Source organism: Paraburkholderia sp. GAS38 (genome assembly GCF_050434965.1).
GTDB lineage: Bacteria > Pseudomonadota > Gammaproteobacteria > Burkholderiales > Burkholderiaceae > Paraburkholderia > Paraburkholderia phenazinium_A.
Genome location: NZ_JBNDJO010000005.1, coordinates 244,366 through 257,739, shown reverse-complemented (window position 1 = coordinate 257,739; position 13,374 = coordinate 244,366). Strand labels below are relative to the sequence as shown.

10 protein-coding genes are annotated in these 13,374 nt (G+C 62.7%); 8 read left to right on the top strand and 2 right to left on the bottom strand.

Annotation, left to right across the window (positions count from 1 at the left end; genetic code table 11):
- Nucleotides 1-105: 105 nt before the first annotated feature.
- Nucleotides 106-1,791, top strand: a complete 1,686-nt coding sequence (gene aspT, locus P3T42_RS14515; protein ID WP_074302315.1) for an aspartate-alanine antiporter — start codon at nt 106-108, stop codon at nt 1,789-1,791.
- 111 nt (nt 1,792-1,902) lie between these two features.
- Complete coding sequence (locus P3T42_RS14510; RefSeq protein WP_429306438.1) at nt 1,903-3,552, top strand: bifunctional aspartate transaminase/aspartate 4-decarboxylase; 1,650 nt, start codon at nt 1,903-1,905, stop codon at nt 3,550-3,552.
- A gap of 115 nt (nt 3,553-3,667) precedes the next feature.
- Here P3T42_RS14510 and P3T42_RS14505 read toward each other — a convergent pair whose 3' ends face one another.
- A complete protein-coding gene (locus P3T42_RS14505) occupies nt 3,668-4,411 on the bottom strand; it encodes a hypothetical protein (protein ID WP_429306437.1) in 744 nt (247 codons plus the stop codon).
- A gap of 590 nt (nt 4,412-5,001) precedes the next feature.
- Between P3T42_RS14505 and P3T42_RS14500 the strand changes: the two genes are divergently transcribed.
- The 3 genes from P3T42_RS14500 to P3T42_RS14490 all read left to right on the top strand — a co-directional run bounded on the left by P3T42_RS14500 (nt 5,002) and on the right by P3T42_RS14490 (nt 7,200).
- Nucleotides 5,002-5,205, top strand: a complete 204-nt coding sequence (locus tag P3T42_RS14500; protein WP_429306436.1) for a hypothetical protein — start codon at nt 5,002-5,004, stop codon at nt 5,203-5,205.
- Between the two features lie 221 nt (nt 5,206-5,426).
- Complete coding sequence (locus P3T42_RS14495; RefSeq protein ID WP_074302311.1) at nt 5,427-6,656, top strand: pyridoxal-phosphate-dependent aminotransferase family protein; 1,230 nt, start codon at nt 5,427-5,429, stop codon at nt 6,654-6,656.
- A 304-nt stretch (nt 6,657-6,960) separates the two neighbouring features.
- Nucleotides 6,961-7,200: a DUF6900 domain-containing protein gene (locus tag P3T42_RS14490; protein WP_429306435.1), complete on the top strand. Its 240-nt coding sequence runs from the start codon at nt 6,961-6,963 to the stop codon at nt 7,198-7,200.
- Nucleotides 7,201-7,260: 60 nt separating this feature from the next.
- Here the strand turns inward: P3T42_RS14490 and P3T42_RS14485 are convergent, their stop codons facing one another.
- Entirely contained in the window at nt 7,261-8,472 is a 1,212-nt protein-coding gene (locus P3T42_RS14485; protein ID WP_074302309.1) for an MFS transporter, read from the bottom strand.
- A 377-nt stretch (nt 8,473-8,849) separates the two neighbouring features.
- Between P3T42_RS14485 and xdhA the strand changes: the two genes are divergently transcribed.
- From xdhA to xdhC, 3 genes are read left to right on the top strand one after another with little or no spacing between them, the layout of a single operon-like run.
- Nucleotides 8,850-10,367 carry a xanthine dehydrogenase small subunit gene (gene xdhA, locus P3T42_RS14480; protein WP_429306434.1) on the top strand — a complete coding sequence of 506 codons (1,518 nt, stop codon included), beginning with the start codon at nt 8,850-8,852 and terminating at the stop codon, nt 10,365-10,367.
- Nucleotides 10,368-10,398: 31 nt separating this feature from the next.
- Nucleotides 10,399-12,765: a xanthine dehydrogenase molybdopterin binding subunit gene (xdhB, locus tag P3T42_RS14475; RefSeq protein ID WP_429306433.1), complete on the top strand. Its 2,367-nt coding sequence runs from the start codon at nt 10,399-10,401 to the stop codon at nt 12,763-12,765.
- 25 nt (nt 12,766-12,790) lie between these two features.
- Nucleotides 12,791-13,363 (top strand): xanthine dehydrogenase accessory protein XdhC, encoded by a 573-nt coding sequence (gene xdhC / locus P3T42_RS14470; RefSeq protein WP_429306432.1) that lies wholly within the window; start codon nt 12,791-12,793, stop codon nt 13,361-13,363.
- Nucleotides 13,364-13,374 lie beyond the last annotated feature (11 nt).

Here is a 13,374-nt window from a genome sequence, read left to right as displayed (position 1 = left end):
GAGGTCGCACAGGGCTTGACGCAGTCAGGGCCGCGGACGGGAGTGCCACGACGTCCGCCGGCAATTACACCGGGCAGTACGATCACTCATCACAGCGAGGGCACGATGGACTGGCTACATAGCATTTTTCATAAGTCACCTGAGATCGCGTTATTTCTCTCTCTGGCAGTCGGCTATTACGTCGGCCAGATCAATTTCGGCAAATTCCAGCTAGGCGGGGTGGGCGGCTCGCTACTTGCCGCTGTCGTGATCAGCCAGTTCGGCGTCACCATAGACAATGGCGTGAAGTCGGTGATGTTCGCCGTCTTCATTTACGCGGTCGGTTACGACTCGGGACCGGGCTTCTTCAACTCGCTCAACCGCAAGACGCTGCGTGAAATCGCCATGGCGATCTTCCTTGCGGTGTCCGCGCTGATCACTGTGGTGGTGTGCGCGAAGCTGTTCCACCTCAACAAGGGACTCGCGGCAGGACTGGCCGGCGGCGCGCTGACGCAGTCGGCGATCATCGGCACGGCGGGCGACGCGATCGCGCGACTCAGCCTGCCCGCCGACGAGATCAAGTCGTTGCAGTCCGACGTGGCCATCGCTTATGCGGTGACCTATGTGTTCGGCTCGCTCGGGGCGATCATCGTCTGCGTGAACATCCTGCCGAAGTTCATGGGGCAGGGCTTGCGAGAGGCGTCGATCGAGGCGGAGAAGGAGCTGTCTGCCGGTTCGTCGTCGTCGCTGGGAGCGGGGCAAATTCGTGCGTTGCCCGAACTGGTGGGGCGTGCCTACAAGATCGACGTAAGCGCCGGAAAAACGGTCAAGGCAGTCGAGACGCAGCATCAGGACATGTTGACCATCGAGCGCATCAGGCGCGACGGTCAGAACCTCGAGCCGACACCCGATCTGACGTTGCAACTCAACGACGAAGTGCTGGTGATCGGCCGCCGCGAAGCTGTGGTCGCATTCGGCGCGAACGGCAGTGAGATCGCCAACGTGGACGACATTGGCGTCGTGATGCAGACCCGCGAAGGCGTGTTCACCCGCAAAGGCATGAACCATACGACGATCGCCGCTGCACGCGAAGTCGTGGATCGCGACGTGCGTCATGGCGTGTATATCCAGGGCGCGAAGCGTGCCGGCCAGCCGCTGCCCATCCTGCCGGAGACCAAGCTCGAACACGGCGACGTGATCACCTTCTACGGCTCGCCGAAAGACACCAAGCGTGCCGTGGATGCGGCCGGCTACGAGCTGCCGTACAGCAACAAGACCGACTTCATCTACATGGGTGTGGGTCTGGTGCTCGGGCTGCTGATCGGCCTGATCGTGGTGAATGTGGCGGGGATTCCGCTCACGCTCGGCTCGGGCGGCGGCTGCCTGCTCGCCGGCCTGCTGTTCGGCTGGATGCGCGGCAAGCATCCCATGTACGGCGTGTTGCCGTCGGCGGCCTCGCAGTTGCTGAAAGACTTCGGGTTGGCTGCGTTCGTCGCGGTGGTGGGCCTGAACTCCGGCCTGCAGGCCGTGGTGACGGTCAAGCAGAGCGGCATGACGATCTTCCTGCTGGGCGTGTTCGTCACGCTGTTCCCGCTGCTGCTGACGATGCTGTTCGGCCGCTATGTCCTCGGCTACAAGAACGCCGCGATTCTGGCCGGCGCGCTGTCCGGTTCGCGCAGCGCGAACCCGGCTTTCGGCGGCGTGCTCGACAAGGCGGAAAGCGCCGTGCCCACCGTGCCGTTCGCGATTACCTATGCGATTGCGAATGTGGCGCTGACGCTGCTCGGGCCGCTTGTCGTGGGTCTTGTCTAACGCAGAGCCGGTCTCATAAGGCTCGATTCGCCACTCTCATTCCTTCACGCCGGCGCTGCCGCAGGAGCGCCCGCCGCCGGCGTATCTCACCCTTGCAATGGAGAATGCATCATGGCAAAAGGCAAAAGCGAAACCGAACAGGACAAGCTGGCAGCACTCAGCCCGTTCGAACTGAAGGATGAACTGATCAAGGCCGCTGGCGGCGGGGCGGTCGAGCGCGCCGCCAACGTTTCGATGCTCAACGCCGGCCGCGGCAACCCGAACTTTCTGGCGACCATCCCGCGCCATGGTTTCTGGCAACTGGGCCTGTTCGCGATGCGCGAATCGGAGCGCTCGTTCGCCTACATGCCGGAGGGCGTGGGCGGTTTCCCACGCCGCGAGGGGCTCACGGAACGCTTCGACCTGTTCCTGCGCGAAAACAAAGGTGTGCCAGGCATCGACTTCCTGCGCGGCGCCATCTCGTACGTGCGCGACCAACTGGGTCTTTCGGCGGGCGACTTCCTGTACGAGATGTGCGAAGGCATCCTCGCTTCGAACTATCCGGTGCCGGACCGCATGCTCAAGCTCTCGGAGATCATTGTCGGCCAGTATTTGCGCCGCGAGATGATCGGCAAGCATCCGTTTGTCGGCGAGTTCGACATCTTCGCAGTGGAAGGCGGCACTGCGGCGATGACCTACATCTTCAACACGATGCGCGAAAACCGGCTCATCAAGCCGGGCGATACGATCGCGCTCGGCATGCCGATCTTCACGCCGTACATCGAGATTCCGCGTCTGAACGACTATCAGCTCAATGTCGTGAATCTCGAAGCGACGGTGGAAAGCGGCTGGCAGTATTCGAAGAAGGAACTCGACAAGCTGCGCGATCCGAAGGTGAAGGCGTTCTTCCTCGTCAATCCGAGCAATCCGCCCTCGGTGAAGATCAATGACGAGAGCCTTGAATATATCGCCGACATCGTCAAGGAGCGCCCGGACCTGATCCTGCTCACCGACGACGTGTACGGCACCTTCGCCGACGAATTCGTGTCGCTGTTCGCGCTGGCGCCGAAGAACACGATTCTCGTGTACTCCTATTCGAAGTACTTCGGGGCGACCGGCTGGCGTCTCGGCACGATCGCCACGCATCGCGACAACGTGCTCGACAAGCTGCTGGCCGAGTTGCCGAAGGACGTGAAGAAGGAGTTGCACACGCGGTACGAGTCGATCACCACGGAACCGGACAAGCTGAAGTTCATCGACCGTCTGGTGGCGGACAGCCGCACTGTCGCGCTGAATCACACGGCCGGTCTATCGACGCCGCAGCAGGTGCAGATGGTGCTGTTCTCGCTGTTCTCGTTGATGGATACGCCGGATGCTTACAAGAACGCGTTGAAGCGGCTGATTCGCAAGCGCAAGCAGGCGTTGTACGAGGAGGTGGGCATCTCCTTCGAGGACGACGATCCGAATCAGGTCGACTACTACACGATTCTCGACATCGAGTTTCTCGGCGAGCGCATGTTCGGCCGCAAGTTCGTGGAATGGCTGCTCAAGAATACGGAGCCGAGCGAGTTGCTGTTCCGCCTCGCGCGCGAGGCACGCGTGGTGCTGTTGCCGGGCAAGGGCTTCGGCACGCAGCATCCGTCGGGCCGGGTGTCGCTCGCCAACCTCAACGAGTCCGACTATCGCCAGATTGGCCGTGCAATGCGCAAGCTGATCGAGGAGTACGTCGAACGTTACAACAAGGAAACCGGCAGCAAGCTGGACAGGCATGCGGTGAAGTGAAGACCTGGCGGGCGGCTAGCGTGATATGCGAGTCGCCCGCCAGGCCCGCCCCGATCCAGGCGCACCCGTACGGCCGTGGTCGGGCCGTGCGGGCTCTTGCTGGGTAGCGGCTTCTTCACAAGTCGCAGTCTGGAAGGGGAATATTGCCGATCCACTCAACCTCGCCCAGTCCGTTGATCACGCACGTCTGACCGATCAGCACATCGTAAGAGAGGCCGACTTCGCGAAGTTGCGCCTCGCTGAGCCAACCGCTCGCCCAGCCGATCGACGCCCAGTACTGAACCGACGCATGCTCGACGCCCAGTTCGCCGACCGCGCTCACCACCCCGAAACGTTTGTCTGCCCGATAGTCCGCGGGGCGCGCGGCTTTGTCGTCGTTGGTTCTCCATTCTTCAATGAAGTGGTCGTAACGATCCGCATGCAATGCGATGAATCCGTAGCTGCCGGCGTCTGCGAAAACTGCTTCGAGAAAGGCCTTGCGCGCGCCGTCGGCCCCCATCGCCTGACACAAGGTACCGAGAAGGGCCGCGTTAAGGTGCGAGGCCGACTTGTTGAAGTAGTCGGATAAGCCCGCCACTCTCCACCTTGGCGAGGGCTTGCCGCTGACCGTGGGTGTGACCCATTCCATGCGGATGCCGCGTGCTTCCCAGGCAAAGAAATCCATCATCAGGCGTTCCAGGTCATCCGCGAATAGCCATTCGTCCGGCAGCAGACCTGGACCTTGCTCGTCGAATTGATCGCCAACGCAATTAATGGCAAACCTCGGCCGCCCGATCCGGTTTACGTACGCTTCGAACTGACTGGAATTCGTCAAAACAGAACGGAATACTTTTGTGCATTGCGAAGATGCGCTGATCACGGGTAAACCTCCATGTGACGATGCTTGATATCCCACAAGAGAGCCGGCGGCATATTGCATTAAAAAATGAATTAAACGGCTGTTAAATTTTTATGCTAATTAAAAAGTGCGAGTCGTTTGAAAGCAGAGAGACTGGATTTCGCGCGGAGTTGCCTGTGGAACGTGGCGTTCGTCAATGACGAGTGCATGGTTTCAGGCAACAAAAGAGCCATGCTCGGGTTCGAGCGGCTCGTTCAACATGCGCGTCAAATGCGCTTGACACTGATCTGATGATATACAAAAATTGGCTGGAATGGAAAGCGGGTCTGGCAATTTTCACGGGTGGCAGGTTGTGGTGCGATGCGGCAGGCGAGTCCGTAAAATGCCATTCCGATCATTGCGGCCGGTTAAATAGTGAAGTCGCCCGGATTCGTTTATGTTGTCGTTGTCTGCGAGATCGTATTGATTGAATAAAGTCGAAGAGGGGTTAATCGAAGTAAACATAGGTATTCGCGAATAGGCAACTCATCCCCGGAGTCCCAGGGCGGCACGCATGGTACGGAACCGTCCTGAACCTCCGGGTTCGAGGCGCCTGCCTGGAGGGCACGGTCATGAACATCGAACAGACGAACACTGAAGCGCTTACGCTGCTGCGCGTACTGCGAGCGTGGACGCGGACGCCCGACGAAGAGCCGGACGAGGGGCGCGGGCATCCTTTGTATCCGTGCAACGTCCCGAGGCACAACGGCTGTTATGACGAGCGTCCGCTCTGGCTTGCGATCGAAAAACTTCTCGACGAGAACGGCTACGAGTGACGCGGAGTAGCCTTCATGACCAGCCTCGATCCGAAGTGGAATACCCGTCGCAGCGGGCGAGGAGACGGGCCGTTCATCACGGCCAGGCCATGCTGTCAAAAAACTTGCACAATCGGCCGGATCGGTGAATGATCGCTGGTCAACGTATAAGCGGCCTCGCCAGCGTCACAGTTGGCGAGGCCGCTTGCACCTCCGGCACCTTGACTTCCTCCGTACCGATCATGTCCACCACTACTTCCACACCCGTTCCCTGTCCGGACGTCGAATCGCTCGACGCCATCCTCCCCGAAGAACCGCTGTTGATGATGGGCGCCGGCCCGGTGCCGATTCCCGCCGCTGTCGCCAAGGCCAATACGGTGGTGATCAATCACCTTGGCAGCACGATGGTGAAGGTGATCGGTCAGGTGAAGACCATGGCGCGTTACGTGTTCCAGACCCGCTCCAAGTGGGTGCTCGGCGTGGCGGGCCCAGGCTCGGCGGCGATGGAAATGGCGATCTCCAATCTGGCCTGGACGGGCACGCGTGTGCTCAGCATCAAGAATGGCTTTTTCAGCGAACGGATGGCGGAGATGGGCCGGCGCGTCGGCGCCGAGGTGGCGACGCTCGACGTAGCGGATCGCACGGTGGCGAGTCTTGATCAGGTGGCCGAAGCGATCCGCCGCGAGCGGCCGGAGATCGTCACGATCGTGCAGGGCGAGACCTCCAACACGGTGGTGAATCATCATCTGAAAGACATTGCGGCGCTGGCGAAGGCGGCGGGCGCGCTGGTGATCGTCGACGCCGTGTGCACGCTCAGCACGATGCCGCTGGAAATGGACGCGTGGGGTATCGACGCGGTGATTACCGGCGGCCAGAAAGGACTGTCGTCGATTCCCGGCGTGTCCCTGATCGCGTTCTCGGATGCCGCATGGGAGCGGGTGAAGCGCCGCACGGCGCCGAATGCGCACTGGTGTCTCGACGCGTCGCTGGCGGAGAATTTCTGGCACAACGCGGGCTATCACTACACGGCGCCGGTGTCGGGCGTGTTGGCCTTGCATGAGGCGCTGCGCCTCGTGTGCGCGGAGACGCTCGAGAAGCGCTTCGCGCGGCATCTGAAGTGTTCCGTGGCGCTGCAGGAAGGCATCACGGCGCTCGGTCTGCAGCTCTACACACCGCAGGCGTGCCGGCTGAACTCGGTGGTCGGCATCGAGGTTCCGCAGGGCCTGAGCCCCGGCGATATCTGCGGGCACATCTCGCGGCATCATCAGGTGGAGATATCGGGCTCGTTTGGTTTGCCGATCGTGCGGATCGGGCAGATGGGCGAGCAATGCCGCGAACACAACCTGTTCCGGACGCTGCATGCGCTGGGCCGGACCGTACTGGATCTGGGTGTGGCCGTCGATTTGCCCGCGGGTGTGGCGGCGTTGGAAAAGTCGCTGTCGGGCGGGGCGCGTAGCGTGACGGCGCGCTAGTTGCGCGGCGCGGTGTCTCCTGGGTGCGAGCCGGCCGCTGAGGCCGGCTCGCCGGCGGGCGGTGCGGTACGTTCGCGGCTGTTCACATCGCCCGGCCGCGACATTGTCCCCATTTGAGCGTCTGATCGCCGCAGATGCCGTCACTTTTTTGGAATAGAGCTTCAACCTGCGACTGCAGGTCACGTGCCAAGCCTGCGTTTCCTTACTATTATTACAACTGAAGGATGACGCAAATCAAAGGCTAATTGGGCAACAGTGATTTCTCATGTGAGGTCTCACGCCCCGCCTGTAAAGGGGGTACGAAATGAGCAACACCATCTACGACGAACGTCTTGAGTTACTGCGGACGATTTCCACCGACATCCTCGGCATCGATCAGCTCGAGCAGACCGGCAAGCTGACGAAGGACCTGCGCATTGTCCACATCGAGGATCTGACCCATGCGCTCGAAGCCGCCTACGATGCGGGCCTGATGGTGGGGCATCGCGTGGCGCGCGGCGGCAATGACGACACCCGCTCGATCGACGAAGTTTTCTTTCCTTGAGCGGCGCGAGGCTGCCCGGTACGGCCGGTCGGCCACTCCGGGCGGAACAGGGTTGGCCCGTCAGGTCGCGGCCGGCGCGTTCGGTACGCGGGCGTTGCGCAGATACAGCATGGTCGACAGCACCACCGCGGCCGCGGAGGCCGCCGCCGCAAACAGGAACACCGAGCCGTAGCCGAACGCACCTGCGATATAGCCGGCGAGCGGTCCGGTAATCCCCAGCGACAGATCCAGAAACACCGAGTACGCGGACAACGCCGCACCGCGGCTGGCCGGCGGCACGAGGCCGACCGCTTCGACGCCGAGCGCCGGAAACACGAGGGCAAAGCCGAAGCCGGTCAACGCGGCGCCGGCCAGCGCGAAGTGCGGCTCGGGCGCGAGCCAGAGCATCAGCAAGCCCACGCATTCAAACGAAAACGACGCAATCGCCACCCGAAAACCGCCATACGTCTTGATGGTATTGGCGAACAGCAGGCGCGCGCCGATAAACAGCGTGCCGAACACGGTCAGCGACAGGGCTGCGTTCGGCCAATGCCGCGCAGCGTAGAACAGCGTGATGAAGGTCGCGATCGAGCCGAAGCCGGCCGAACCGAGCGCGAGTCCGATGCCGTGCGGCAGCACGCGCATGAACACGCTGCGATACGACATGCGTTCGCCATGTACGACAGGCACCGGCGCGATGTGCCGCGCGAGGTAGTAGCCAAGCGCAGCCAGTGCGATCACCACGATGCCGAGCGCCGCATAGCCGACCAGATGCGCAATCGCCACGCCGAGCGGCGCACCGATCGCCAGCGCGCCGTAAGTGGCAATGCCGTTCCACGAGATCACGCGTGCGTTGTGCGACACCCCCACGCGGCCGATCCCCCACAGAATGGCGCCGGTCCCGCACAGGCTCTCGCCGAAACCGAGCACCAGCCGGCTCAACACCAGCAGCGTCAGGCTGAGACCCGGCCAGTGTCCGCACAGCACGGCGAGCAGCAGCATCACGCCGCTCGTGCCGCAGCCGATCAGTCCAATGGCGACGGTCCGCTTCGGACCGAGCGTGTCGGCCGAGCGGCCGGCCAGCGCGCGCGAGGCGAGGGTGGCCAGGTACTGCACGCTGATCGCCGCCCCGGCGACGATCGCGCTGAAGCCCAGGTCGTCGTGGACATAGCCAGGCAGCACCGCGAGCGGAATGCCGATGGTCAGATAACAAATAAACGTGAAAAAAACGACCGGAATGATCTGCAGGGTGGTCGCAAATTCGCTGCGCGGTGTAGCGGTGTCGGCGGACATGGGGAAAACGAGACTTGAAATCGGCGGGAAGGCGTGATTTTCCCATGGAACCGATTCCCTTGCAGGACTTGCTTAATACTTTTTGCGCCAAAAATACGGTGCCGGATCGATATAAAGGACGGATTTCGGTGTCGCTTCACGCGCCGGGCTCGCTTAGATGGCGAACGAGGTGGCTAGATTGCGGTATTTTGATAATAAATACTGCAATTTAACGCACCTCATATAAGCGCGCTTCGCTCCAAACCTGTCTCCTTATCGTCCCAACGATATGTCCCGCATGTGCCCTTCGCTATGGGTTGCAGATATTGACGGTGATAGCGTTCGAATCGTCACCGCAGCATTGTCCCCACGGACAGAACAACTCAAGAGTAAGAGACATGACCCAGCCGATTCGCTTCTACCACCGCAACGCGATCCGCGAGATCGCGAATGCGCCCGTCACCCGCACCGTGCTGCAGTACCTGCGTGAAGATGCCCACTGCACCGGCACCAAGGAAGGGTGCGCCGAAGGCGACTGCGGCGCGTGCACGGTCGTGGTCGGCGAGCGCGACGAAGCGGGCGGCGTGAACTTCAAGGCGGTCAACGCCTGCATCCAGTTCCTGCCTACCCTGGACGGCAAGGCGCTGTTCACGGTCGAGGACCTGCGCCAGCCGGACGGCTCGCTGCATCCGGTGCAGGAGGCGATGGTCGAATGCCACGGCTCGCAGTGCGGGTTCTGCACGCCGGGTTTCGTGATGTCGATGTGGTCGCTGTACGAAAAGCACGGCCACGAACAGAGCTGCGCCAACAGGACGGTGCCCTCGCGCGACGACATCAGCAATGCCCTGACCGGCAACCTGTGCCGCTGCACCGGCTACCGGCCGATCGTCGACGCGGCGGTACGCATGTTCGAAGCGCCGGCTCCGATGGCGCCGGTCGACCTCGCCGCGCTGTCGGCGAAGCTCGCCACGCTCAAGCGCGGCGAGACCTTCCACTACGAATTCGCCGGCCAGCAGTTCGACGCGCCGCGTACGGTCGCCGCGCTCGCGCAGATCAAGGCGGCCCAACCGGCCACCCGCATCCTCGCCGGCAGCACCGATATCGGCCTGTGGGTCACCAAGCAGATGCGCGAGCTGGGCAATATCGTCTATGTCGGCCAGATCGAAGCCTTGCGGCGCATCGAGGTCTCCGACGAGTGGATCGAGATCGGCGCGGGCGTGAGCGTCGAGGCGGCCTACGAGGAGATCGCGAAGCACTATCCCGAACTGACGGAGATGTGGAAGCGCTTCGCCTCGCTGCCGATCCGCAACGCCGGCACGCTCGGCGGCAACATTGCCAACGGCTCGCCGATCGGCGATTCGATGCCCGGCCTGATCGCACTCGGCGCGCATGTGGTGGTGCGCGGCGGCGAGATCGAACGCGAAATGCCGCTCGAAGACCTGTACCTCGCGTATCAGAAGAAGGACATGGCCGAGCACGAGTTCGTCGTCGGACTGAAGGTGCCTACGCGCACCGGCGTGCGCCAGAACCTGCAGTTCCGCACCTATAAGCTCTCGAAGCGCTTCGATTCGGATATCTCGGCAGTGTGCGCGGCGTTCTCGTTCATTGCCGACGGCGACACGATCCGCGAACCGCGCATTGCTTTCGGTGGCATGGCCGCGACCTCGAAGCGCGCGACGCACGCTGAAACCGTGCTGCGTGACGCCGAATGGCACGAAGCCACCGCGCAGGCGGCGATGATCGCGCTCGGCAACGACTACGCGCCATTGAGCGACATGCGCGCCACCAGCAACTATCGCCTCGAGGCGGCGAAGAACACGCTGTATCGCTTCTGGCTGGAGACCCGGCCGCACAATCCGCTGCCCAAATCCGCGCTCGACGTGCGCGCGGTGCAGGCCGCCTGCGCGAACGCCTGACCCAGTCAACCGGATACGGAGAACCACTCGAATGAATCAGCAAGCAGAACCGTTCCTGAAAGACGTTCAGGACTTCGACGATTTCACCCAGGTACACATCTCGCGGCCGCATGAGTCCGCGCATCTGCACGTGAGCGGCCGCGCCACCTACACCGACGACATTCCGGTGCTCGCCGGCACGCTGCACGCGGCGCTCGGCCTCTCGCCGAAAGCGCATGCGAAGATCGTCTCGATGTCGCTCGACAAGGTGCGCGCGACGCCCGGCGTGGTCGCCGTCTTCACGGCGCAGGACATCCCGGGCGTGAACGACGTCGGCCCGATCATCCATGGCGACGATCCGATCCTCGCGGACGGTGTGGTGCAGTATGTCGGTCAGCCGATGTTCATCGTCGTCGCGATTTCGCATGAAGCAGCGCGGCTCGCCGCGCGCCGCGCCGAAACCGTCTTCGAAGAGCTGCCGGCGATTCTCACCGCGCAGCAGGCCCGCGCCGCGAATCAGCACGTGTTGCCGCCCATGAAGCTCGCTCGCGGCGACGCCGGCGCGAAGATCGCGCGTGCGGCCCATCATGACGCCGGCGAAATGCTGCTCGGCGGCCAGGAGCAGTTCTATCTGGAAGGACAGATTTCGTACGCAGTGCCGAAGGACGACGACGGCATGCACGTCTACTGTTCAACTCAGCACCCGACCGAAATGCAGCACCTGGTGGCGCACGCATTGCACGTGCCGTCGCACAACGTGCTGGTCGAATGCCGCCGGATGGGCGGCGGCTTCGGCGGCAAGGAATCGCAATCGGGCCTGTTCGCCTGCTGCGCGGCGATTGCCGCGTGGAAGCTGCTGTGTCCGGTGAAACTGCGCCCGGACCGCGACGACGACATGATGGTCACCGGCAAGCGCCACGATTTCCACTACACCTACGAAGTCGGCTATGACGACAAGGGTGTGATCGAAGGTGTGAACGTGGACATGACTTCGCGCTGCGGCTTCTCCGCCGACCTGTCAGGTCCCGTGATGACGCGGGCGCTGTGCCACTTCGACAACGCGTACTGGCTCTCGGACGTGACGATCGACGGCTTCTGCGGCAAGACCAACACGCAGTCGAATACGGCGTTCCGTGGTTTCGGCGGTCCGCAAGGCGCGTTCGCGATCGAATACATCATGGACAACGTCGCGCGTTCGCTGGGCGAAGATTCGCTCGACGTGCGCCGTCGCAATCTGTACGGCAAGACCGAGCGCAATCAGACGCCGTATGGCCAGGTCGTCGAAGACAACGTGATCCACGAGTTGATCGACGAACTCGAAGCGACCAGCGAATACCGTGCGCGTCGCGAGTCGATTCGCGAGTTCAATGCGAACAACGAAGTGCTGAAGAAGGGGATGGCGCTCACGCCGGTGAAGTTCGGCATTGCGTTCAACGTCACCCACTTCAACCAGGCCGGCGCGCTGGTGCACATCTACACCGACGGTTCGGTGCTGGTGAATCACGGCGGCACAGAGATGGGCCAGGGGCTCAACACGAAGGTTGCGCAGGTGGTCGCGCATGAACTCGGCATCAGCTTCAACCGAGTACGTGTCACGGCAACCGACACCAGCAAGGTGGCGAATACCTCGGCCACGGCGGCCTCGACCGGCTCCGATCTGAACGGCAAGGCCGCACAGGACGCCGCGCGCCAGTTGCGCGAGCGCCTTGCCGCTTTTGCCGCCGATCGTTACGGCGCGGGCGAGGTGAGCGCCGCCAGCGTGCGCTTCGGTCACGACCGCGTGGCCGTGGGCGACGCCGTGGTGCCGTTCGAAGAGATCATCGCCAAGGCGTATCTTGCCCGCGTGCAGTTGTGGTCCGACGGTTTCTATGCAACGCCGAAGCTGTACTGGGATCAGTCGAAGCTGCAGGGTCGGCCGTTCTACTACTACTCATATGGCGCGGCGGTGGCGGAGGTCGTGATCGACACGCTGACCGGCGAAATGCGCGTGCTGCGCGCCGATGCGCTGCATGACGTGGGCGATTCGCTGAATCCGGCACTCGATGTCGGGCAGGTGGAAGGGGCCTTCATTCAGGGCATGGGTTGGCTCACGACCGAAGAGCTGTGGTGGAACCCCGGTGGCAAGCTGATGACGCATGCGCCATCCACCTACAAGATCCCAACCGTCAACGATACGCCGCCGGACTTCCGCGTCAGGCTGTTCAAGAACAAAAATGCTGAAGACAGCATCCACCGTTCGAAGGCCACGGGCGAGCCGCCGCTGCTGCTGCCGTTCTCGGTGTTCTTCGCAGTCCGTGATGCGGTGGCGAGCGTGGGCGACTACAAGGTCAATCCGCCGCTCAACGCACCCGCGACGAGCGAAGAGATCCTGAAAGCGGTTGCGGCCGTGCGCGCCGCTACGGCCGCACCGCGTCAATAACCGAAGCGCTACCGGAATGCCCGCCATGGACCTGTCTTCTTTCGTTCAGATCGGCCGGCGCAGCAGCCATGCTGTGTCGCGTCCGGCACCGATGCATATCGTGCTGTTCGGCGCGGGTCACGTCGGTCATGCGCTGATTGCCTTGCTGGGGAGCCTGCCGTGCGTCGTGCAATGGGTCGACGAGCGCGACGAGCTGTTCCCCGACGAAGTCCCGGCCAACGTGCAGGTCGAGGCCACCGACACGCCCGAGGCGATCGTCGACACCGCACCGGCGGGCGCGTACTTCCTCGTGATGACGCACAACCATGCGCTCGATTTCTCGCTCGCCGCGCGCATCATGCGACGGCGCGATTTCACCTACTTCGGGATGATCGGCTCGAAGACCAAGCGCGTGAAGTTCGAGCGGCGGTTGATCGAACGTGGGGTGGATCTGGAGCGGCTGGTAGAGATGACCTGCCCGATTGGCGTGGGCGGTATCGTCGACAAGGCGCCGCAATCCATCGCAGTGGCCGTGTGCGCCGAGTTGCTGCAGGTGCGCTCGCGAGAGGCGGCGCGGCCGACGGCGTCGATGGCGCGCGAGGTCTGCGCAAGCGTTTGAGTTCGCGTAGC

What these genes read in the sequence shown, in the direction of transcription:
- xdhB (WP_429306433.1), top strand. Translation starts at nt 10,399, where the DNA reads ATGAATCAGCAAGCAGAACCGTTCCTGAAAGACGTTCAGGACTTCGAC.
- xdhC (WP_429306432.1), top strand. Translation starts at nt 12,791, where the DNA reads ATGGACCTGTCTTCTTTCGTTCAGATCGGCCGGCGCAGCAGCCATGCT.
- P3T42_RS14495 (WP_074302311.1), top strand. Translation starts at nt 5,427, where the DNA reads ATGTCCACCACTACTTCCACACCCGTTCCCTGTCCGGACGTCGAATCG.
- aspT (WP_074302315.1), top strand. Translation starts at nt 106, where the DNA reads ATGGACTGGCTACATAGCATTTTTCATAAGTCACCTGAGATCGCGTTA.
- P3T42_RS14510 (WP_429306438.1), top strand. Translation starts at nt 1,903, where the DNA reads ATGGCAAAAGGCAAAAGCGAAACCGAACAGGACAAGCTGGCAGCACTC.
- P3T42_RS14490 (WP_429306435.1), top strand. Translation starts at nt 6,961, where the DNA reads ATGAGCAACACCATCTACGACGAACGTCTTGAGTTACTGCGGACGATT.
- xdhA (WP_429306434.1), top strand. Translation starts at nt 8,850, where the DNA reads ATGACCCAGCCGATTCGCTTCTACCACCGCAACGCGATCCGCGAGATC.
- P3T42_RS14500 (WP_429306436.1), top strand. Translation starts at nt 5,002, where the DNA reads ATGAACATCGAACAGACGAACACTGAAGCGCTTACGCTGCTGCGCGTA.
- P3T42_RS14485 (WP_074302309.1), bottom strand. Translation starts at nt 8,472, where the DNA reads ATGTCCGCCGACACCGCTACACCGCGCAGCGAATTTGCGACCACCCTG.